A 21847-nucleotide genomic window follows, 5' to 3' on the forward strand; every position below is an offset into this window, starting at 1 on the left:
TGCTACGGTTCCGGTATAACTATACCAACCCGGCACGTGAGGTACTCGTGATCGAACTGAAGACGCCCGCGGAGATCGACCGGATGCACGTGGCCGGTCGGTTCGTCGCCGAAGTGCTCTCCGAGGTCGGCAGGCTCGCCGACGTGGGCGTCAACCTGCTGGACCTGGAGCACCACGTGCGCGGCATGATCGAACGGCGCGGGGCGGAGTCCTGCTACTGGGACTACGCCCCGTCCTTCGGCGAGGGCCCGTTCCGCAACGTCATCTGCCTGTCGGTCAACGACGCCGTCCTGCACGGCCTGCCGCACGACTACGCGCTGCGCGACGGCGACGTGCTCAGCGCGGACCTCGCGGTCGGCATCGACGGGTGGGTGGCCGACTCGGCGCGCACGATCGTCGTCGGCGACCCCGACGAGGAGGACCTGCGGATCATCCGCGCCACCGAGGAGGCGCTGGAGGCGGCGATCGCGGTCGCGCGCCCCGGCAACCGCCTGGGCGACATCTCGGCGGCGATCGGGGCGGTGGCCCGCGACCACGGCTACCCGGTCAACACCGAGTTCGGCGGCCACGGCATCGGCCGCGCCATGCACGAGGACCTGCACGTGCCCAACAAGGGCAAGGCGGGCCGCGGCCTGAAGCTGCGGCCGGGGCTCACCCTCGCGCTCGAACCGTGGTTCACCCGCACGACCGACCGGATCGTCTACGACGACGACGGCTGGACCATCCGGTCCGCCGACGGCTCCCGCACCGCGCACTCCGAGCACACGATCGCCATCACGGAGGACGAGCCCCTGGTGCTGACCCGGCGCGACGCGGAGGACCCGGCGCTGCCGGGCGGCGGGGCGGTCACGGGGTGATTGGCCGGTCGCCACGGCTCTCCCAACACGTGACGACCGGCCGTTGACACCGCGAGGTGGCGGTTCGCCGCCACCTGCGGCCAAGCCTGCGGTGATCGGACCGCCGGACGAAACGGCACGGCCACGACGAGATCGAGACAGTAGCAGCTCACCCGGCGCCGTCGACGGCCTTCAGCGAAGCGATGGCGAATCGGGTCCGACCCGCGACCGACCGCGGCGCGGGCACACGCCGCCGACCACCCGGTACCGGTCCGGGACGCCTGCCGAGCCCTTCGGCGACCCGAAGGGCGGGGGTCACGGCCGGGGGGTGCGGCCGGAGCGCGCCGGACGGGCGGTGGCGGCCCGCCGGGGGACGGGGCGGGCCGCCGCCGAGACCGCCTCTGGGAGCGTTCCCAGGCAACCAGTGAACTGGAAGCGACCCCCGGCCGTCAAGACCCCGGCTGGGCCGTTCGGCTCAACGGGTGATGATGTAGGCGATCCCTCCCGACCCGCCGGCCACCGACCCGTCGGCGCGGTGCCGCTTCGTCCGCAGCCAGATCGTCTCGAACTGCGCCCGGTCGTACACCCGGCGCACCGCCTCGTCCGAGGGCGACGCCGGGTCGTTCGCGATCACGTCGCCGTCCTCGGTGAACCCGACGACGACCATGATGTGGCCGGCCGTGCCGTAGCCCGCGCCGTCCAGCTCGTCCTCCCGGAACGACTGCGAGGTGATCACCGGGACGCCGCGCGCGATGTGACCCTCCACTTCGGATAGCGAGCGCAGCCGCGTGACGTGGCCGCGCAACCCGAAGCTCGCCGCGTAGGCGGTGTTGAACGGCCAGTTGCCCGCGCCCCGGTAGTCGTGGTCGTAGGTGTGCCGCGCGGCGTGGTCCACGGTCGGGTCGACGTGGTCGGGGTCCAGCCAGGACAGGTCGTCGGCGCTCGGGCGGCGCCCGTGGTACTCGACCACCATCTCCGTCGACGTCGGGCTGCACCACGCCTCGCCGCCGCCGTCGTACTCCGGGTAGTGGCCCTCGTGCACGTTCTGGGAGTAGCGCGGCACGGCCAGCTCGACGCCCCGCGCGACGCCCGGCGCGCTGGTGGGCACGGTGAACCGGTCCGGGATCGCGGACGCCATCGCGCCGGCCATCCGCAGCAGCGGTGACGTCCGGGCGCCCGCGAGGCGGTAGAGGGTGACGCGCAGCTGGTAGGCGCGCAGCGGCCGGGCGGCGAGGAACGTGTCGACGTCGACCGAGCCGTGCTCGTCGGCCTGGCCCGGCACGGTGGTCCGCCGCACGTCCCGGTCGCCCAGCGCCCACCGGCCCATGACGTACCAGCGGGTGCCGTCGCCGCGCAGCTCGACCTGCAACCAGGTGCCGGCGGGCGTGTCGGCGTTCCACGAGGCCACCGCCTGGGTGGCGCCGAACCCGGTGACCCGGCGCGGCGACGTCCACCGCGCGTAGTCGTAGGCGCGGCCCTCGTGGTCCAGCACGCCGACCGGTCGGTGGATCACCAGGCCGCCGGGGGCCAGGGCGGTGCCCTCGTGCTCGCCCTGGAGGAGCTGCGCCGACCGCCATTCCCGGTAGTCGACGCGCGCGCCCTCGGCCGTCGCGGCCGGTGCGGCGGCGAGACCGAGGGCGAGCACGGCGGACAGGACCGACACGACCCGGAGCGTCATGTCAGGAATTGTCGCGTTACAGCTTCACCTTGTAATCAACCGACAGGGTGGTCATCCGCGACCGCGGCGCTTGGTCCACACGTCGTAGGCGACGGCCGCCAGCAGGACCAGGCCCTTGACCAGCATCACCCGCTCGCTGGGCGCGCCGATCAACGACATGCCGTTGTTGATCACACCCATGATCAGGCCGCCGGTGATCGCGCCGACCACCTTGCCCACACCGCCCTGCACCGCCGCACCGCCGATGAACGCCGCCGCGATCGCGTCCAGCTCGAAGGCGTTGCCCGCGGTCGGACCGGCCTGGTTCAGCCGACCCGCGAAGATCACGCCGGCCAGCGCGGCCAGCACGCCCATGTTCACGAACACCCAGAAGGTGACCTGCTTGACCTTCACGCCGGACAGCGTCGCGGCCTGGAGGTTGCCGCCGATGGCGTAGACGTGCCTGCCGAACACCGACTTGTCGGCCATCACCGAGTAGCCGAGTGCCAGCACCGCGAGCAGCACCAGCACCCACGGCAGGTTGCGGAACCGGGCCAGCTGCACGACCACGGCCAGCACCACCGCCGCCGCCAGCGCGATCTTCGCCAGGAAGATCGGGAACGGGTCGACCACCTGCCCGTAGCTCAGCCGCGCCTTGCGCTTGCGCCACTGGTTGACCGCGAACCCGACCACCACCGCGAGCCCGACCAGCAGGCTGACCAGGTCCGCGCCGCCCAGCGGGCCGAGGCCCACGTTGCCCAGGTAGCCCTCGGTGAAGCCGTTGGCCAGCGTGCGGATCTGCTCCGGGAACGGCCCGATGCCCTGGTTGCCCAGCACGGTCAGGGTCAGCGCCCGGAACACCAGCATGCCCGCCAGCGTCACGATGAACGCCGGGATGCCGAAGAACGCCACCCAGTAGCCCTGGGCCGCGCCGATCACCGCGCCGGCCAGCAGGGTGATCAGCACCGCCAGCGGCCACGGCAGGCCCAGCTGCACGGTCAGCACCGCGCAGATCGCGCCGGTCAGCGCCACCACCGACCCGACCGACAGGTCGATGTGGCCGTTGATGATCACCAGGATCATCCCGATGGCCAGGATCAGCACGTACGAGTTCTGCACGATGATGTTCGAGATGTTCTGCGGCGTCAGCAGCGCGCCGTCGGTCAACACCGCGAACAGCACCACGATCAGCGCGAACGCGATGTAGATGCCGGACTGGCGCAGGTTGATCGAGAACCGGCGCTGCGGCGGCCCGGCCTGGCTGTTCACCGTCGTGGCCGCGGTCTTGGTGGTCATGAGGTCTGTCCCTGGGTCATGTGGTGCATCAGGCGTTCCTGGGTGGCTTCGGCGCGGTCCAGCTCACCGGTGATCCGGCCCTCGGACAGGGCGTACACCCGGTCGCACAGGCCCAGCAGCTCCGGCAGCTCGGACGAGATGACCAGCACCGCGCGACCCTGGTCGGCCAGTTCGTTGATGATCGAGTAGATCTCGTACTTGGCGCCGACGTCGATGCCGCGGGTCGGCTCGTCGAGGATCAGCACCTCCGGGTCGGTGAACATCCACTTGGCCAGCACCACCTTCTGCTGGTTGCCGCCGGACAGCGTGCCGACCTGGGTGCCGACGCCGGGGGTCTTGATGTTCATCGAGCGCCGGAACCGCTCGGCGACCGAGAACTCCTCGTTCTCGTCCACCCAGCCGCGGGCGGCCAGCTTGTCCAGCCCCGCCGCGGACACGTTGCGCTTGACGTCCTCGATCAGGTTCAGCCCGTAGCGCTTGCGGTCCTCGCTGACGTAGGCCAGGCCGTGCCGGATCGCCTTGCGGACCGTGCGGGTGTCGATCTCCCGACCGTCCTTGAGGACCCGGCCGGACACGCCGACGCCGTAGGACCGCCCGAACACGCTCATCGCCAGCTCGGTGCGGCCCGCGCCCATCAGGCCCGCGAGCCCGACGATCTCGCCGCGCCGCAGCACCAGGGTGGCGCGGTCGACCACCACCCGGTCCGGCTGGGACGGGCTGTGCACGGTCCAGTCCTCGATCCGCAGCACCTCCTCGCCCACCTTCGGCGTGCGCGGCGGGAAGCGGTGCTCCAGGTCGCGGCCGACCATGCCGGAGATGATCCGCTCCTCCCCCACCTCCCGCGCGGGCAGCGTCTCGATGGTGCGGCCGTCGCGCAGGATCGTGATGCTGTCGGCGATCCTGGTCACCTCGTTGAGCTTGTGCGAGATGATCACCGAGGTGATGCCCTCGTCGCGCAGGCCGTCGAGCAGGTTGAGCAGGTGCGCGGAGTCCTCGTCGTTCAACGCCGCCGTCGGCTCGTCCAGGATCAGCAGCTTCACGTCCTTGGCCAGCGCCTTGGCGATCTCCACCAGCTGCTGCTTGCCGACGCCCAGGTCGTGCACGGGCGTCGTCGGGTTCTCCCGCAGGCCCACGCGGGCGAGCAGGGCGCCCGCCGCGTGGTTGGTGCGGTTCCAGTCGATGAACCCGCGCTTCGCCCGCTCGTTGCCGAGGAACAGGTTCTCCGCGACGGACAGCTGGCCGCACAGCGCCAGCTCCTGGTGGATGATCACGATGCCGCGCCGCTCGCTGTCGCGGACGCCGTCGAACGAGCAGGGCTCGCCCTCGAAGACGATGTCGCCCTCGTACGACCCGTGCGGGTGCACGCCGGACAGGACCTTCATCAGCGTGGACTTGCCCGCGCCGTTCTCACCGCAGATCGCGTGGATCTCACCGCGCCGCACGGCGAGCGTGACGTCGTGCAGCGCGGTGACCCCGGCGAACCGCTTGGTGATGCCGCGCATCACCAGGATTTCGTCGGACATGACCCGGTTACCTCAACTGGTCTTCCGTGTAGTAGCCGGAGTCGACCAGGACCTTCTTGTAGTTGCCCTTGTCCACGATCACCGAGTCGAGCAGGTACGACGGCACGACCTTCTTGCCGTTGTCGTAGTCCTTCTCGTTGTTGACCTCCGGCTTGCCTCCCTTGAGCACCGCGTCCGCCATCGTCACCGTGGTGGCGGCCAGCTCGCGGGTGTCCTTCTGGATGGTCGAGAACTGCTCGCCCGCGATGATCGACTTCACCGAGGCGATCTCGGCGTCCTGGCCGGTGACGATCGGGTACGCGTTGCCGCCGGCGCCGTAGCCGCCGCTCTTGAGCGCGGACAGGATGCCGATCGAGATGCCGTCGTAGGGCGACAGCACGCCGTCCACCTTCGCGCCGCCGTAGGTCGAGGTGAGCAGGTCCTCCATGCGCTTCTGGGCCGTCGCCGGGTCCCAGCGCAGGATGGCGACCGTCTTGAAGTCGACCTGACCGCTCTTGACGACCAGCGTGCCCTTGTCGATGTGCGGCTGGAGCACCGACATCGCACCGTTGAAGAAGAACGTGGCGTTGTTGTCGTCCGGCGAACCGGCGAACAGCTCGATGTTCAGCGGGCCGGTCGCCGTGCCCGGCGTGCCGTCGGCGTTGAGCACCTTCAGACCGGTCAGCAGCGACGTCGCCTGCTGCACGCCGACCTTGAAGTTGTCGAACGTGGCGTAGTAGTCGACGCTGTCGGTGTTGCGCAGCAGCCGGTCGTACGCGATGACCGGGATCTTCGCGTCCTCGGCCTGCTGGAGCTGCGACGTGATCGCGGTGCCGTCGATCGAGGCGACGATCAGCAGCTTCGCGCCCTTGGTGATCTGGTTCTCGATCTGGTTGGCCTGCGTCGGGATGTCGTTCTCGGCGTACTGGAGGTCGACCTGGTAGCCCTTCTCCTCCAACGCCTTCTTGATGTTGTCGCCGTCGTGGATCCAGCGCTCGGACGACCTGGTCGGCATGGTGACGCCGACCAGCGCGCCCTCGGTCGAACCGCCCTGCTGGTCACCGGTCTTCTCCGTCGACCCGCAGGCCGCGAGCATCAAACCGACCGCGGTGATGGCGGCGATCCGCGGAAACCTCATTGTTTCTCTCTCTCCCTTTCGGTGGTGCTCGGCCCGGCTAGCGCAGGCCCTGCGCGAGCCGGAAGTACGCCTGGTTCCAGCGCAGCCGGTCGCTGAACGACGCTGCAGTGGTGTCCCGGTCGATCACCACCAGCTCGGTGTTCACCATGGTCGCGAAGTCGCGCAGCACCTCCGCGCCGACGGCCTGGGTCATCACGGTGTGGTGCGGCCCGCCCGCGGTCAGCCACGACTCGGCCGACGTCGACAGCGACGGCGCGGGCTTCCACACCGCGCGCGCGACCGGCAGCTTCGGCAGCGGCTCGTCCGGCGGCACGACCTCGACCTCGTTGGCCACCAACCGGAACCGCTCGCCCAGGTCGGCCAGGCCGACGACCACGGCGGGGCCGGGCGCCGCGTCGAACACCAGCCGCACCGGGTCCTCCCGGCCGCCGATGCCCAGCGGGTGCACCTCGCACGAGGGCCGGTCGGCCGCGATGGTCGGGCAGACCTCCAGCATGTGCGCGCCGAGGATCTTCGGCTCGCCCGGCCCGAAGTGGTAGGTGTAGTCCTCCATGAACGACGTGCCGCGGCCCGTGCCCGCGCCCATCGCCTTGACCGCGGCCAGCAGCGCCGAGGTCTTCCAGTCGCCCTCGCCGCCGAAGCCGTAGCCGTCGGCCATCAGCCGCTGCACGGCCAGGCCCGGCAGCTGCCGCAGCCCGCCCAGGTCCTCGAAGTTCGTGGTGAACGCGCCGAAGCCGCCGTCGGTGAGGAACCGGCGCAGCCCGGCCTCGATCCGGGCCGCGTACCGCAGCGAGTCGTGCCGCTCCTCGCCCTTGTCCAGCTCGGGCGCGAGCCGGTAGGTGTCGGCGTACTCGGCGACCAGGTCGTCGACCTCGTCCTCGCCGGCCGCGTCGACCACCTCGACCAGGTCGTTCACGCCGTAGGTGTTCACCGAGACGCCGAAGCGCAGCTCGGCCTCCACCTTGTCGCCCTCGGTGACCGCGACGCCCCGCATGTTGTCGCCGAACCGGGCCAGCTTCATCCCGTTCAGGTGGTTGTGGCCGGTGGCCGCGCGCACCCAGCCGTCGATCCGCTCGGCCACCAGCGGGTCGCTCGCGTGGCCCGCGACCGTCTTGCGCGGCACGCCGATCCTGGTCTGGATGAACCCGAACTCGCGGTCGCCGTGCGCGGCCTGGTTGAGGTTCATGAAGTCCATGTCGATGGACGACCACGGCAGCGCCTCGTTCAGCTGCGTGTGCAGGTGCAGCAGCGGCTTGCGCAGCGCGTCCAGCCCGGTGATCCACATCTTGGCGGGCGAGAACGTGTGCATCCACGCGATCACGCCGATGCACGACGGGTCGGCGTTCGCCTCCAGCATCACCGCGCGGATGGCGGCGGTGTCGGTGAGCACCGGCTGCCACACCACCTCCGCGCTGATCCGCCCGGACTCGGTGAGCATCCGCTGGATCTGCTGCGACTGCCGGGCGACCTGTTCGAGCGTTTCCGGGCCGTAGAGGTGCTGGCTCCCGGTCAGGAACCAGACCTGCGGCTTCCCGGCAGGCGACATGCGGGTCTCCCCTCGTGGGCTCATTGCCCGTAGACGTTCTGGTAACGGGCGTGCAGGCTGTCGATGTGGTGCTGCTCGATCGGCTCCGGGCGGCCGAGCTGGTGCGCGAAGTGGACGGTGCGCGCCACGTCCTCCAGCATCACCGCGGCCTTCACCGCCGACCGGGCGTCCTTGCCGACCGTGAACGGGCCGTGGTTGCGCATCAGCACCGCGGGCGACCGGCTCGCGCGCAGCGTCTCCACGATGCCGCGGCCGATCGAGTCGTCGCCGATGAGCGCGAACGGGCCGACCGGGACGTCGCCGCCGAACTCGTCGGCGATCATCGTGAGCACGCACGGGATCGGCTCGCCGCGCGCCGCCCACGCCGTGGCGTACGGGGAGTGCGTGTGCACCACGCCGTTCACCTCGGGCATGTGCCGGTACACGTAGGCGTGCGCGGCGGTGTCCGAGGACGGCGAGTAGTCGCCCTCCACCAGGTTGCCGTGCAGGTCGGTGACCACCATGGCCTCGGGGGTCAGCTGGTCGTAGGACACCCCGGACGGCTTGATGACCATCAGCTCCCGGCCCGGCACCCGCGCCGAGACGTTGCCCGCGGTCCAGATGACCAGTTCGTAGCGGGTCAGCTCGCGGTGCAGGTCGGCGACCGTGCGCCGCAGGTCCTCCACGACGGACATCGGCCTACTCCCCCTTCGCGGCACGGCGCCGCGCCTTCAACCGGTGCATGACCTCGTTCGCGCCGCGACCGAAGTAGTCGTGCAGCTCCTGGTACTCCACGAACATCCGCTCGTACGCCTCGACGTTGTCCGGGATCGGCAGGTACGCGTTGCGCTTGACCGACCCCATGGCCTCGGCCGCCGCGCGGATGTCCTCGTACGCCTCCGCCGCCACCGCCGCGTGCATCGCCGAGCCCAGCGCGGGCCCCTGCTCGGAGCCGATCACCGACAGCGGCAGGTTCGTCACGTCGGCGTAGATCTGCATCAGCAGCGGGTTGCGCAGCAGGCCGCCCGCGATCACCAGCTCGGTCACCGGGATGCCCGCGTCGGTGTAGGAGTCCACGATCACCCGCGTGCCGTACGCGGTGGCCTCCAGCAGCGCCCGGTAGGTGTCCTCGGCGCGGGTGGCCAGCGTCTGCCCCACCACCACGCCGGACAGCTCGTGGTCCACCAGCACCGAGCGGTTGCCGCTGTGCCAGTCCAGCGCGATCAGGCCGTGCTCGCCGATGCGCTGCTGCGCGGCCAGCTCGGTCAGCAGCTCGTGCACCGAGACGCCGCGCTCGCGCGCCTGCTCGTGGTACTCCGGCGGCACGCCGTGGTCGACGAACCAGCCGAAGATGTCGCCGACGCCGCTCTGCCCGGACTCATAGCCCCACAGGCCGGGCACGATCCCGCCCTCGACCACGCCGCACATGCCCGGCACGTCGGCCAGCACGTCGGCGTTCATCACGTGGCACGTCGAGGTGCCCATGATCGCCACCATCTGGCCGGGCTCGACGGCCCGCGCGGCGGGCGCGGTCACGTGCGCGTCGACGTTGCCGACGGCCACCGCGATGCCGGGCCGGAGGCCGGTCCACGCCGCGGCCTGCTCGGTGAGCCCGCCCGCCCGGTCGCCGAGCCGGCCCAGCGGGTGGTCCAGCTTGTCGGCGACGAACGCGCCGAAGTCGGGGTTGAGCGCCTTGAGGAAGTCCTCGGACGGGTAGCCGTCCTGGTAGATGCCCTTGTAGCCCGCGGTGCAGGCGTTGCGCGCGTAGACACCCGCGAGCTGCCAGACGATCCAGTCGGCGGCCTCGACCCAGTGGTCCATCGCCGCGTAGACCTCGGGCGCCTCTTCGAGCAGCTGGAGGCCCTTGGCGAACTCCCACTCCGAGGAGATCAGGCCGCCGTAGCGGGGCAGCCAGCCCTCGCCGCGCTGCTCGGCGAGGTGGTTGATCCGGTCCGCCTGCGGCTGGGCCGCGTGGTGCTTCCACAGCTTCACGTACGCGTGCGGGTTGCCCGCGAACTCGGGCAGCTCGTTCAGCGGCGTGCCGTCGGCCTTGACCGGGACCATCGTGCACGCGGTGAAGTCGGTGCCGATGCCGATCACGTCGGCCGGGTCGACCCCCGCGTCGGCGATGGCCGCCGGCACCGCGTGCCGGAGGACGTCGACGTAGTCCCGCGGCACCTGCAGCGCCCAGTCGGGGGGCAGCGGTCGCCCGTCGGGCAGCGCCCGGTCCAGCACGCCGTGCCGGTAGTCGTGCACCGCCGTGCCCAGTTCGAGGCCGTCGCGCACCCGCACGACCACCGCGCGACCGGACAACGTGCCGAAGTCGACACCCACCACCAATGGATCGCTCGCCATGGTGAGGAGTGTTATCGCTAACATTCACCACGTCAAGACCTGCCCGCAACGTGGCCATAAAGTCATAGTGAGCGTGCACAAAACACGGTGTTCAGCGGGTGTGCGCGACCTGCGGCGCCGTGTTCAGGGTAGGCCCGTTCCGCCCGTGCGCGGGGCCGCACATGTGCGGAAAGAGCACGAAAGTGTTGCGCCGCCGGTCCGGCGGCGCCCCACTACGAGCGGACGGACGTCACTGCGCGGGCGCGGCGACGCTGTCCCGCTTGACCAACGCGGGCGGGACGTTGCGCTGCGGCGCCCCCACGTCGCCGTCGCCGACCTGGGCCAGCAGCAGCTCCAGGGTCTCCTTGGCGACCGCGTGGAAGTCCGGCCTGATGGTCGTCAGCGGCGGGATGAAGTACGCCGCCTCGGGCACGTCGTCGAACCCGACGATGCTCACGTCGTGCGGCACCCGGCGGCCCCGCTCGCTCATCGCGCGCAGGATGCCGAGCGCCAGGTGGTCGTTGGCCGCGAAGATCGCCGTGACCTCGGGCATCCGGGCCAGCATCTGGCCCGCCCGGTAGCCCGACGCCGCGCTCCAGTCCGCGGGCACGACCGGCGGCACCTCCAGGCCCGCCGCCTCCAGCGCCGACCGCCAGCCCCTGATCCGGCCGAGGCTGTCGAACCAGTCCGACGGGCCGGAGACGTGCCACACCGTGCGGTGGCCCGCCTCCAGCAGGTGGGTGGTCGCGGCGAACGCGCCCGCCGCCTGGTCCACGGTCACCAGCGGGGTGGAGCGCTCCGGGTCGCCGTCCACCGTGACCAGCGGGATGCCGGCGGACACGTCGCCGACCGCGTCGTTGGCCGACGCGGTCGGCGCGATGACCACTATCCCGGCGACCCGCTGGTCGCGGTGCCGCTCCACGGCGTCGGAGATGGAGTTGCGGTCCAGCACGTCGACCCGGCCCACGCTCACCGCGAACCCGGCCTCGGCCGCCGCCGCCTCGAACGCGGCCAGCAGCGAGGCCGGGCCGTACAGGGTCGAGTTCTGCGCCACCACCCCGATCAGCTGCGACCGGCCGGTGACCAGCGCGCGGGCCGCCTTGTTGGGCCGGTAGCCCAGTTCGGCGATGGCCGCGCGCACCCGCAGCCGGGTCTGCTCCCGGACGTTCGGGTGCCCGTTCAGCACCCGCGACACCGTCTGGTGCGAGACCCCGGCGAGCCGGGCGACGTCCGTCATCGCGGGATCGCGCGAGGTCTTGTGCTCCACTACCGCCCCATCTCCCCTGTCGTGATTGCCTGCACACTCGATGTTAGCGATAACAGCACCTGGTCACCGCGCGTGCGCCGTGGTCCATTGTCCACCAGGGACCGTTCCCACCAGCGCAGGACGCGTCAACTCGGCCGGAATGTCGCACGCTCCCGGGCGCGCCGGTCGCCACCGGGCTTGGCCACCACCAGCCGCCCGTTGTCGTGCGCCAGGTACGCCTCCGGGTCGGCGACCAGCCGCAACGACACCGCGTCGCGGTCGGCCAGGCCCCGCGCCCTGACGAACGACGCGGCCCGGCCGTACGCGTCGGTGTCCTCGTACGGGTCGACCCGGACCGCCGTGCCGTCGACCCGGGCGTAGCGGTCCGGGAAGTTGACCGACTGCACCGCGACCGTGCCCGCGCCGAGGAAGCCCGGCACGAACCGGAACTGCGAGTCGGCCAGGTCGCGCACGTTGCCGTCGACCCGCAGCTTGTACTCGAAGTGCCGGACGAACAGGTGCGGCGCGTCGGCGGGCGACAGCCGCACCACCGGCCCGCCCTCGCCCACGGGCACGCCGAAGCTGGGCGTGCCGTCGGCGTTCCAGTGCAGTTCCTGCACCCGCGTGTGCCGGTTGGGGTCGAACAGCGGGTCGCCGGTGATGTCCCGGTAGTCGCGGGCGTGGTAGACCAGCACGTCCCGGTCGCCGGTCGTGGTGAACGAGTTGTGCCCCGGCCCGTACTGGCCGGTCGCCGCGTTCGTGGTGAAGACCGGCGTCGGCGTCTTGGTCCACGACCGCGCGTCGAGCAGGTTGGCGTTCTCGTCCGCGGTGAGCAGCCCCATGCAGTAGCGGGCGTCGGTGGCGCTGGCCGAGAAGGTGACGAAGACCCGGCCGTTGCGGATGAGCACCGCCGCGCCCTCGTTGACCCGGAAGCCCTGCACCTCCCAGTCCAGCGTGGGCGTGGCGATGCGCACCGGCGCCGTCTTCAGGGCCAGCGGCGAGGCCATCTCGGCGATGTAGAGGTTGGTGTTGGTGTCGATGCCGGGCTCGTGCTGCGCCCACAGGAAGTACCGCTTGCCGCGGTGCTCGAACGTCGTCGCGTCGAGGGTGAACGTCTCCCACGACGTCACCATCCGGCCCTTCAGCTCCCAACCGCCCTCGCGCGGGTCGTCCTTGGCCGACTCCAGCACGTAGGTGCGGATGCGGAACGGGTCGTCCGAGTCGCCGGCGGCGAAGTAGACGTACCACTTGCCGTCGATGCGGTGCAGCTCCGGCGCCCAGATGTAGCCGCCCATCTTCCCGGACGCGGGCCGCCGCCAGATGGTGCGCTCGCGGGCGTCGGTGAGGCCGCCGAGGGTGGACGCGCCCCGGATCACCACCCGGTCGTACTCGGGCACCGAGCCGGTCAGGTAGTACATGCCGTCCACCGGGCGGGTGATGAACGGGTCGGCGCGCCGCTCGACCAGCGGGTTGCGGGTGGGCAGCCCGCCGCCGCCGGCCGCCGCGGCCTCTGGGTCGCCCTGCGCGGCGCCCGCCGACGCGGAGGCGGTCAGGCCGCCCACCACGGCCAGCGCGCCGCCGGTGCGGAACAGGGTCCTGCGGTCGAGGGTCACGGGTGCTCCAATCGCGGGGGTGCGGTGCGGGGTCGTCGGGGACGTCGGGGTCATCGCCGCCGGTCCTTGATGCGCAGGAACGTGACCGAGTTCGGCGGGAACGTGTGGGTGAACGAGTTCGACACCCGTACCTGCGCCTGCCTGGCCTTGACCGGCTGGGTGAACTCGGTGTTGACGTCGTCGGGCAGGCCCTCCAGCACGGTGGCCCTCGCGGTGGGCAGCACCCACGTGCCCCGGCCGAGGTCGACCTCGGTGCTCGCCGGGCGCGACTGGGCGTTGACGACCTTGACGATCAGCTCGCCGGTCGCCTCGTCCCGGGTGACGACCTGGCGGAACGGCTCGGGGTTGCGGTTGCCCTCGTCGGTGAACTCGGCCCACACCCGCCCGTCGACGAACAGCCTGACCGTGCGGTCGCGCACCTCGACCCGCAGGTCGTACGTGCGGCCGGTCTCGATCGTGGTGCCGTCGGAGTGGAACACCCGGGACGAGTTGCCGCCGTCCACGGCGGAGCGGGTGTTGTTCCAGCCGCCGAGGTTCCACCAGAACGGGTTGCCGGAGCCGTTGACCGCGAACGGGATCAGGAATCCCTCGCTGCCGGACAGCTTGGTCGCCCTGACGCTGAACGTGAAGTTGTTCCAGGTCGGGTCGCCGGCGGTGACCAGGGGGTTGGTCGCGGCGGTGTCGGACTGCACGTAGCGCCCGCCGGCCACGCCCCAGTTCCCCGTGCCGTTGCCGGTCCACTCCGCCGCGTCGCCGGAGAAGTCGTCCGAGAACAGCTCGCGGCCGTCGGCGGCGGTGACCTTCACGTCGTCGTACGCCACCGACGTGGCCCAGGAGGAGAGCCCGATGGCGCCGGTGATCGGCGTGGGGCTCCACGGCGTGCCGGAGGCGGTGCTCTTGACGACGTGGTCGCCCACGTTGTTCATGAACAGCTTCTGCACCTCGTAGGAGGCCGAGCCCCACGACGCGTGGTTGTTGAACCAGATCATGTCCGGCTTCCACTGCACGTAGTCCTCGTTGGACAGCAGCGGCGCGTAGGAGGCGAGCTTGACCACGTCGGCGTTGCGCTCCAGGCCGGTCATGAACGCGGCCTCGGCCAGGGCGTTGGCGAGCCGGTTGTCCTGCGAGGCGTACTCGCCCAGGAACACGTCCGGCCCGTTGCGGTCGTAGCTGTCGTACCGGTCGTTGTTCTCCAGGAACCAGCTCGGGCTGTTGTAGTAGTGCTCGTCCACCATCTCGACGCCGGCGTCCCGGTTGAGCTGCCACAGCCGGTCGAAGTTGGCGCCGGTGTCGTCCGGGCCGGAGTTGCCCACGACGGTGATCTCGGGGTGCTTCGCTTCGATCGCGGTGCGGAACTGGGTGAAGCGGGCGAAGAACTCGTCGGCCAGGTTCTCCTCGTTGCCGACCGCGAGGTGGGTGAGCCCGAAGGGCTCCGGGTGCCCCATCTCGGCCCGCTTGCGGCCCCAGGTGGAGTCGGCCGGGCCGTTGGCGAACTCGATCAGGTCGAGCGTGTCCTGGACGTGCCGCCGGAGCAGCGCCGGGTCGTCGGTGGCGCGGTTCTGGCCGCAGCCGGTGACCAGGGCGGGCACCACGGGCAGCGGCATCGCGCCGACGTCCTCGGCGAACTGGAAGTACTCGTAGTAGCCGAGGCCGTAGGACTGGTTGTAGCCCCAGAAGTTCCAGTTCGTGGCCCGCTGCTCGACCGGGCCGATGGTGTCCTTCCACTGGAACGAGCGGCGGCGCTCCCAGTTCGGCGCCTCGTAGCCCGCGTGGCTGCCGGTGTTGACCAGGCAGCCGCCGGGGAAGCGGACGAAGCCGGGGTCGAGGGCGGCGATCTTCTCCGCCAGGTCCTTGCGCAGGCCGTGGCCCTTGAAGGTGTCCTGCGGGAACAGCGACACCATGTCCAGCCGGAGCGTGCCGGTGCCACCGGCGTTCAGCAGCAGCCGGCCGGTGGTGGACGACTCGCGCGCGGTGAACGTGCCGGAGTACTTGGTCCAGCCGTCCCCCTTGACCTGGACCTGCACCGGCGGGGCGAGGTCCTTGCCCGCCGGGTCGGTCAGGCCGACGGCCAGCGGCGTGCCCGCGGCCTGGTCGGTGCGGGCCCAGGCGGAGAAGTCGTAGCGCTTGCCCCTCTCCACGTTGACGCCCGAGTTGTAGCCGGAGTTGATCACGCCGGCGGGCAGGCCGAGGCGCAGGTGGTTGCGGTTGCGGTCGTTCAGCCGGCCCTCGTCGTCCACCACGTCGAGCGTGCCGCCGGTCGGCGCCCACCCGGTGAGCGGCGTGTAGGCCGCGTTGTCGGCGGTGCTGTACTCGAACGACCGGTTCTGCACCAGCTCCGCGTACAGGCCGCCGTCGGCGGCGCGGTTGATGTCCTCGAAGAAGACGCCGTACATCGTGTCGTCGATCGCCGCGCCCTTGGCGGTGGGGTCGATGGTGAGGGTGTAGTCGGTGGCCGAGGCCGTGCCCGAGGCGGGCACGGCGACGAGCAGGCTCGCGGCGAGCACCGCGGCCATCACTGCGCGGGACATGCGATCTCCAGTGCTCCTGTGCGGGGTTCGGTCGGCGGCGGCGTCAGGGGAAGGCGGCGCGGACGCGGTCCAGCTCGGCCTTGGTGACCGGCAGCACGGTGCCGTGCCGCGGTCGGCTGGGCAGCTGGTGGTCGGGCACGAGCGCCCACTGCCCGGAGGCGAGGTCGGTGGTCTCGAACGGCACGTAGCCGCGGCCGCCGAACTCGTCGATGAACAGGTACCAGCGGTCCTCGGTGTTCGACTTGAAGATCGTCGGGCCCTCGCCCTGGCGGATCGAGCCCTTGCCGATGCAGTCGGCGACGAAGTCGTACGAGGTGTCGCGCAGCTCCGTCGACCTCTCGGCCAGGATGAACTTGCCGCACGGCGTGGTGGAGGTGTTGTTCCGCTCGTCCTTGGTGAACCGGTAGTACTCGTCGCCGTGCTCGACCACGGTCGAGTCGATCACCGAGTAGCCCGGGTCGACCCACACCCGCGGCTCGCTGAACGTGCGGAAGTCGCGCGTGGTCGCGTAGAGCATCCGGTTGTGGGTGTTGCCGGTGTGCTGCGGGTCGTCGGCGGCGTAGAGCTTCGAGGCCCAGAACACGACGTAGGCGCCGATCGACTCGTCGTAGTACGCCTCGGGCGCCCACGTGTTGCCCGCCGCCTCCGGCGACACGAGCACGTGCCGCTGCTCCGACCAGTTCACCAGGTCGGTCGACTCCCACACCTCGACGTGGCGGCTGCCCCGCCGCTGGACCAGGTCCCAGTTCCCGTTGCCGTTGATCTTCAGGTCGGTGGCGACCAGGTAGAACTTGTCGCCCTCCGGCGAGCGGATGACGAACGGGTCGCGCACGCCCCTGTCCCCGAGCGACGAGGTGAGCACCGGCTTGCCGCCGTTCAGCTCGTCCCACTTGAGCGCGTCGTTGCCCCGGCTGGCGGCGAAGTGCACCTGCTCGCCGGTGGCCGTGCCCTCGCCGGTGAAGTAGCCGAACAGGTAGCCCTCGTAGTCCTGCCGCTGCGGCAGGGGCCGCACGGTGACCTTGAACTTCTTGCGGGTGGTCTCGCGGCCGGCCCTGATCTCGGCGGTGAGCTGCACCTTCACCGGCTTCCCGCCGAACGCGGGCCGGGTGACCTCGCCGGTGGTGGTGATCGTCCCCGGCTTGGTGCTCCGCCAGGTGATCGAGGTGCCGTGCAGGCCGGTGGTCGGCAGGGTGATGTTGCCGCGGACGTCGTCCTCGTCCCACACCACGAGCGCGGCGTCGGCCTCGGCGACCTTCTCGTCGTCGGTCGGCTGCGGGCGCACGGTCACCCGGAACTCCCGGTCCTGGCCGGACGCGGACGCGGTGAGCGTCGCGGTGGCGGCGGGGCGACCGGGCGCGGGCCGGGTGACGGCGCCGGCGGCGGAGACGACGGCGGGGTCGCTGGACCGCCAGGAGATGGTGGAGCCGTACGGGCCGGTGGTCGGCAGCGCCAGGTCCGCCGTGACGGCCGAGGTGTCGCCGAGGTCGACGGCCGCGAGGTCGCGCCTGCCGCGCTCGTCGTCGGGCACGAAGCCGAGGTCGTGCGCCTCGGCGGCGGTGAGCGCCCGGTCGTACAGGCGGAAGTCGCGGACCGCGCCCTTGAGGTGGCGGTCGCCGCTGTAGACCGAGCGGCCGATGTGGTTCGCGGTCGTCGTGCCGTCGCCGATCATCGCCGGGGTGGTGGTGACGCCGGTCTTGCGGGCCACCTCGACCCCGTCCTCGTAAAGCACGGCCGTGCCGCCGGAAAGGGTGTAGGTAAGCGTTTTCCAAACACCCCTGGCGAGATTCCGGCCGGCGGTCGCGGTCTGCTCCGTCGACCAGTTGCCGGTGGCGAGGGAAGTCCGGTAGGCGTTCCCGGTGGTGAACAGGTAGCCGTTGCCGCCGGCGCCCGAGGAGTTGCCCAGGCCGTAGATGAAGTAAGGCGCGGCCTGGTCCGGCGCGATGCGGACCTGAATCGAAACACTGACCTCGGTGAGCCCGCGCAGGACGTCGTCCGGCAACTTCACGTGACCGTCCACACCGCCGAGCCGGAGGCCGTCGGAACCGCCCGGAGTGGCGTCGCCGATAACGGTTGCGTTGCGACCACCCCCCGAGGTGTCCACGGCGACCGTGCCGTCGGTTTCGGTGAGGGGGTAGTGCAGCACGAGGCCGTCGGCGGCGGATGCGGGCGGTGCGCTCAAAGCCGTCGCGACCAGTGCCGCGACGAGCGTCGCGACGGAGGTGCGTGGGCGATGACGAAGGGTGACCATTGAGGCGTCGCTCTCGTCTTGCGCGCGGCGCGAGGCCGCGGATGAACAGGGCATCCGGGGGCGTGGGTGGGCTGAGTCACAAAAGTGAGCGCTAACATACGACCGGCCTAACAAACGTGTCAAGGATGCAAAGTTGAGGTTTCCGAGGGGTTGACGAGCCGATTGTTAGCGTTCACGCTTGTGCCCCAGGTGACCACCGTCACGCGGTTCGCCACCCCGTCAGTGTCTCGGGTTCACACGGAGGAAGACCAGTGTTGAAGAAGATCACGACCGCCGCCGCCGCGGTCCTGTTGGCCGCGTTGACCGCGTGCGGGTCCGGTGGGTCCGGGGACGCGGGGTCGTCGGGCGACGCCGGGGGCGACGGCAAGATCACCATGGGCTTCGCCCAGGTGGGCGCCGAGAGCGGCTGGCGCACCGCGAACACCAAGTCCATCCAGGAGTCGGCCGAGAAGGCCGGTGTCGACCTGAAGTTCTCCGACGCGCAGCAGAAGCAGGAGAACCAGATCAAGGCCATCCGGTCCTACATCCAGCAGAAGGTGGACGTCATCGCCTTCAGCCCGGTGGTGGAGACCGGTTGGGACACGGTGCTGCTGGAGGCCAAGCGCGCCAACATCCCGGTGATCCTCACCGACCGCGCGGTCGACTCCGACGACACGTCGCTGTACAAGACGTTCCTCGGGTCGGACTTCGTGGAGGAGGGCAAGAAGGCCGGCGAGTGGCTGAAGGCCAACGCGGCGGGCGCGAAGACCGTCGTCGAGCTGCAGGGCACGACGGGCGCGGCGCCGGCGATCGACCGCAAGAAGGGCTTCGAGGACGCCATCGCGGGCTCGGACCTGCAGATCGTGGCCTCGCAGACCGGTGACTTCACGCGGTCGGGCGGCAAGCAGGTCATGGAGGCGTTCCTGAAGTCCGTGCCGCAGATCGACGTGGTCTACGCGCACAACGACGACATGGGCCTGGGCGCGATCGAGGCCATCAAGGCCGCGGGCAAGGTGCCCGGCAAGGACATCAAGATCATCACCGTGGACGCGGTGAAGGACGGCATGACCGCGCTGGCCGCCGGTGAGATCAACTTCATCGTGGAGTGCAACCCGCTGCTGGGCGACCAGCTGATGGAGCTGGCCAAGAAGGTCGTCGCGGGCGAAGAGGTGCCGCCGCGGGTGGTGACCGAGGAGACCACGTTCACCTCGGAGCAGGCCAAGACCGAGCTGCCCAACCGCAAGTACTGACCTGCCGGCCCGCGAGCACTGATCACAGACCGCGGTCCCCGCCACCCTCCGGGTGTGGTGGCGGGGGCCGCACCCAGCGTGTGAGGGGAGTTGTCCGGTGACCGAGCCGGTCGTGGACATGCGGGGCATCTCGGTGGAGTTCCCCGGGGTGAAGGCCCTGCAGGAGGTGGACTTCCGGCTGTTCCCGGGCGAGGTCCACGCCCTGATGGGCGAGAACGGAGCGGGCAAGTCGACGCTCATCAAGGCGCTGACCGGGGTGCACCGGCCGGCGGCGGGCGAGATCCGCTTCGCGGGCGACCCCGTGTCGTTCCACGGTCCCGCGCAGGCGCAGGCCGCCGGGATCAGCACCGTGTACCAGGAGGTCAACCTCTGCGCGAACCTGACCGTGGCGGAGAACATCCTGCTCGGGCGCGAGCCGCGCAAGTTCGGTCGCATCGACGGCAGGGCGATGCGGGCGCGGGCGGCGGAGCTGCTGGCGCGCATCGGCCTGCGCATCGACCCCGGCTCGGTGCTGGAGAGCCACCCGATCGCCGTGCAGCAGCTCGTCGCCATCGCGCGGGCGGTGGCGGTGGACGCGCGGGTGCTGGTGCTGGACGAGCCGACGTCGAGCCTGGACGCGGACGAGGTCGCGGAGCTGTTCCGGATCATCCGGGTGCTGCGCGACGAGGGCGTGGCGGTGCTGTTCGTGACGCACTTCCTGGAGCAGGTGTACGAGGTCTCCGACCGGATCACGGTGCTGCGCAACGGCCGGCTGGTCGGCGAGCACCTGACGGCCGAGTTGAGCCGGATCGACCTGGTGTCGGCGATGCTCGGCCGCGAGCTGGGCCTGCTGGAGGAGATCGAGCGCCGGTCCGGGACGCCCGGCGAGCCGCTGCTGGTGGCCGAGGGGCTGGGGCGCAGGGGTTCGGTGGCGCCGTTCGACCTGGAGATCAGGGCGGGCGAGGTGGTCGGGCTGGCCGGGCTGCTCGGCTCCGGTCGCACGGAGGTGGCGCGGCTGCTGTTCGGCGCGGACAAGGCCGATTCGGGGCGGGTGCTGGTCGACGGCAAGCCGTTGCGGCTGACCGGGCCGCGGGTCGCGATCGGGGCCGGTGTCGCGTTCTCGTCCGAGGACCGCAAGGCCGAGGGCATCGTGGCCGACCTGAGCGTGCGGGACAACCTGATCCTGGCGATGCAGGCCGCGCGCGGCTGGGCGCGGCCGGTGCCGCGCAAGCTGGCCGACGAGCTGGTGGCCAAGTACATCGAGCTGCTGGACATCCGGCCCGCCGACCCGGACCGCGCGGTCGGCAACCTGTCGGGCGGCAACCAGCAGAAGGTGCTGCTGGCGCGGTGGTTGGTGACGCGGCCCCGGCTGCTGATCCTGGACGAGCCGACGCGCGGCATCGACGTCGGGGCCAAGGCGCAGATCCAGAAGGTGGTCGCGGACCTGGCTTCGGAGGGCATGGCGGTGCTGTTCATCTCCGCCGAACTGGAGGAGGTGGTGCGCGTGTCCGACCGGGTGGTGGTGATGCGCGACCGGCACAAGGTGGCCGAGTTGGTCGGTGAGGTAGGGGTGGACGACGTGATGGCGCTCATCGCGGGCAGCGACGGCGACGGTGTGGGCGCTGCCGCGGAGAAGGCGGTGGTGTCGTGAAGAACCGGTTGCTGTGGCCGGTGCTGGCGCTGGTCGCGCTGCTCGTGCTGAACGTGGTGGTGACGCCGTCGTTCTTCTCGCTGCGGATCCAGGACGGGGCGCTGTTCGGCAGCCTGGTCGACATCCTGCGCAACGGCGCGCCCACGCTGCTGATCGCGCTGGGCATGACGCTGGTGATCGCGACCCGCGGCATCGACCTGTCGGTCGGCGCGGTGGCCGCCATCGCGGGCGCGGTGACGTGCACGTACATCGCGTCGGGCGGCAACGCGTGGGTCGGCATGGGCATCGCGCTGGCGCTGTGCGCGGTGCTGGGGCTGTGGAACGGGTTCCTGGTGTCGGTGCTGGGCATCCAGCCGATCATCGCGACGCTGGTGCTGATGACGGCGGGCCGCGGGATCGCGATGCTGATCACCGAGGGCCAGATCGTCACGGTGGACTCGCCGGCGTACCGGGAGATCGGCGCCGGGTTCCTGGTGCTGCCGATCGCGATCCTGATCAGCCTGGCGGTGCTGGGGCTGGTGGCGCTGGTGACCCGGCGGACCGCGCTGGGGCTGCTGATCGAGTCGGTCGGGGTGAACCCGGCGGCGTCGCGGCTGGCCGGCGTGCGGGCGCGGACGATCATCTGGACGGTGTACGTGTTCGCGGCGCTGTGCGCGGCCGTGGCCGGGTTGATGATCAGCTCGAACGTGAGCGCGGCGGACGCCAACAACGCCGGGTTGTGGATCGAGATGGACGCGATCCTGGCGGTGGTGATCGGCGGCACGTCGCTGGCCGGTGGGCGGTACTCGCTGACCGGCACGCTGCTCGGGGCGTTGATCATCCAGACGTTGACCACGACGGTGTACACGATCGGCATCGCGCCGGAGATCACGTTGGTGTTCAAGGCGATCGTGGTGATCGCGGTGTGCCTGATGCAGGCGCCGGTCCGGATTCGGGTTCGTGGCGGTGGCCGTGGCCTTGGTAGTGGCGGCGGTCGTGGTCGTGCTCGTGATAGGCAAGGGGTGCCCGCGTGAAGCAGTCGGTGGTTGTGGAGCCGGAGTCGGTCGCGGAGCCGGCCCGGTCGCG

General features: G+C 71.0%; 15 protein-coding genes. 4 read left to right on the plus strand and 11 right to left on the minus strand.

Annotation, left to right across the window (positions count from 1 at the left end; translation table 11 throughout):
* Window positions 1-47: 47 nt before the first annotated feature.
* The gene (gene map, locus AB0F89_RS32695; RefSeq protein ID WP_367129582.1) at window positions 48-857 is read left to right on the plus strand and encodes a type I methionyl aminopeptidase; all 810 of its coding nucleotides are present in this window, start codon (window positions 48-50) and stop codon (window positions 855-857) included.
* Window positions 858-1311: 454 nt separating this feature from the next.
* Here map and AB0F89_RS32700 read toward each other — a convergent pair whose 3' ends face one another.
* From AB0F89_RS32700 to AB0F89_RS32750, 11 genes are all read right to left on the minus strand, one after another.
* Entirely contained in the window at window positions 1312-2514 is a 1203-nt protein-coding gene (locus tag AB0F89_RS32700; protein ID WP_367129584.1) for a C39 family peptidase, read from the minus strand.
* Between the two features lie 51 nt (window positions 2515-2565).
* A complete protein-coding gene (gene mmsB / locus AB0F89_RS32705) occupies window positions 2566-3789 on the minus strand; it encodes a multiple monosaccharide ABC transporter permease (RefSeq protein WP_367129586.1) in 1224 nt (407 codons plus the stop codon).
* Window positions 3786-5312, minus strand: coding sequence for a multiple monosaccharide ABC transporter ATP-binding protein (mmsA, locus tag AB0F89_RS32710; RefSeq protein WP_367129588.1), 1527 nt, complete (start codon window positions 5310-5312; stop codon window positions 3786-3788). Before mmsA ends, mmsB begins: the two co-directional genes overlap by 4 nt.
* A 7-nt stretch (window positions 5313-5319) precedes the next feature.
* On the minus strand, window positions 5320-6429 hold the full coding sequence (gene chvE, locus AB0F89_RS32715) for a multiple monosaccharide ABC transporter substrate-binding protein (protein ID WP_367129590.1): 1110 nt from the start codon (window positions 6427-6429) through the stop codon (window positions 5320-5322).
* Window positions 6430-6466: 37 nt separating this feature from the next.
* Window positions 6467-7975, minus strand: a complete 1509-nt coding sequence (araA, locus tag AB0F89_RS32720; protein ID WP_367129592.1) for an L-arabinose isomerase — start codon at window positions 7973-7975, stop codon at window positions 6467-6469.
* Between the two features lie 20 nt (window positions 7976-7995).
* Window positions 7996-8649: an L-ribulose-5-phosphate 4-epimerase gene (locus AB0F89_RS32725; protein ID WP_367129594.1), complete on the minus strand. Its 654-nt coding sequence runs from the start codon at window positions 8647-8649 to the stop codon at window positions 7996-7998.
* A 4-nt stretch (window positions 8650-8653) separates the two neighbouring features.
* Window positions 8654-10309 carry a ribulokinase gene (araB, locus tag AB0F89_RS32730; RefSeq protein WP_367129596.1) on the minus strand — a complete coding sequence of 552 codons (1656 nt, stop codon included), beginning with the start codon at window positions 10307-10309 and terminating at the stop codon, window positions 8654-8656.
* Window positions 10310-10538: 229 nt separating this feature from the next.
* On the minus strand, window positions 10539-11555 hold the full coding sequence (locus tag AB0F89_RS32735) for a LacI family DNA-binding transcriptional regulator (protein WP_367129598.1): 1017 nt from the start codon (window positions 11553-11555) through the stop codon (window positions 10539-10541).
* Between the two features lie 125 nt (window positions 11556-11680).
* On the minus strand, window positions 11681-13147 hold the full coding sequence (locus AB0F89_RS32740; RefSeq protein ID WP_367129600.1) for a family 43 glycosylhydrolase: 1467 nt from the start codon (window positions 13145-13147) through the stop codon (window positions 11681-11683).
* 50 nt (window positions 13148-13197) lie between these two features.
* Window positions 13198-15675 carry an alpha-L-arabinofuranosidase C-terminal domain-containing protein gene (locus AB0F89_RS32745; RefSeq protein ID WP_367129601.1) on the minus strand — a complete coding sequence of 826 codons (2478 nt, stop codon included), beginning with the start codon at window positions 15673-15675 and terminating at the stop codon, window positions 13198-13200.
* 43 nt (window positions 15676-15718) lie between these two features.
* Window positions 15719-17977: an immunoglobulin-like domain-containing protein gene (locus AB0F89_RS32750; protein ID WP_367129603.1), complete on the minus strand. Its 2259-nt coding sequence runs from the start codon at window positions 17975-17977 to the stop codon at window positions 15719-15721.
* 197 nt (window positions 17978-18174) lie between these two features.
* Between AB0F89_RS32750 and AB0F89_RS32755 the strand changes: the two genes are divergently transcribed.
* The 3 genes from AB0F89_RS32755 to AB0F89_RS32765 all read left to right on the plus strand — a co-directional run bounded on the left by AB0F89_RS32755 (window position 18175) and on the right by AB0F89_RS32765 (window position 21795).
* Window positions 18175-19152 (plus strand): ABC transporter substrate-binding protein, encoded by a 978-nt coding sequence (locus AB0F89_RS32755; protein WP_367129604.1) that lies wholly within the window; start codon window positions 18175-18177, stop codon window positions 19150-19152.
* A gap of 118 nt (window positions 19153-19270) precedes the next feature.
* Window positions 19271-20782: a sugar ABC transporter ATP-binding protein gene (locus AB0F89_RS32760; protein ID WP_367139089.1), complete on the plus strand. Its 1512-nt coding sequence runs from the start codon at window positions 19271-19273 to the stop codon at window positions 20780-20782.
* Window positions 20779-21795 carry an ABC transporter permease gene (locus tag AB0F89_RS32765; RefSeq protein ID WP_367129606.1) on the plus strand — a complete coding sequence of 339 codons (1017 nt, stop codon included), beginning with the start codon at window positions 20779-20781 and terminating at the stop codon, window positions 21793-21795. Before AB0F89_RS32760 ends, AB0F89_RS32765 begins: the two co-directional genes overlap by 4 nt.
* Window positions 21796-21847 lie beyond the last annotated feature (52 nt).

It is taken from the genome of Saccharothrix sp. HUAS TT1 (genome assembly GCF_040744945.1).
In the GTDB taxonomy this organism is placed as follows: domain Bacteria; phylum Actinomycetota; class Actinomycetes; order Mycobacteriales; family Pseudonocardiaceae; genus Actinosynnema.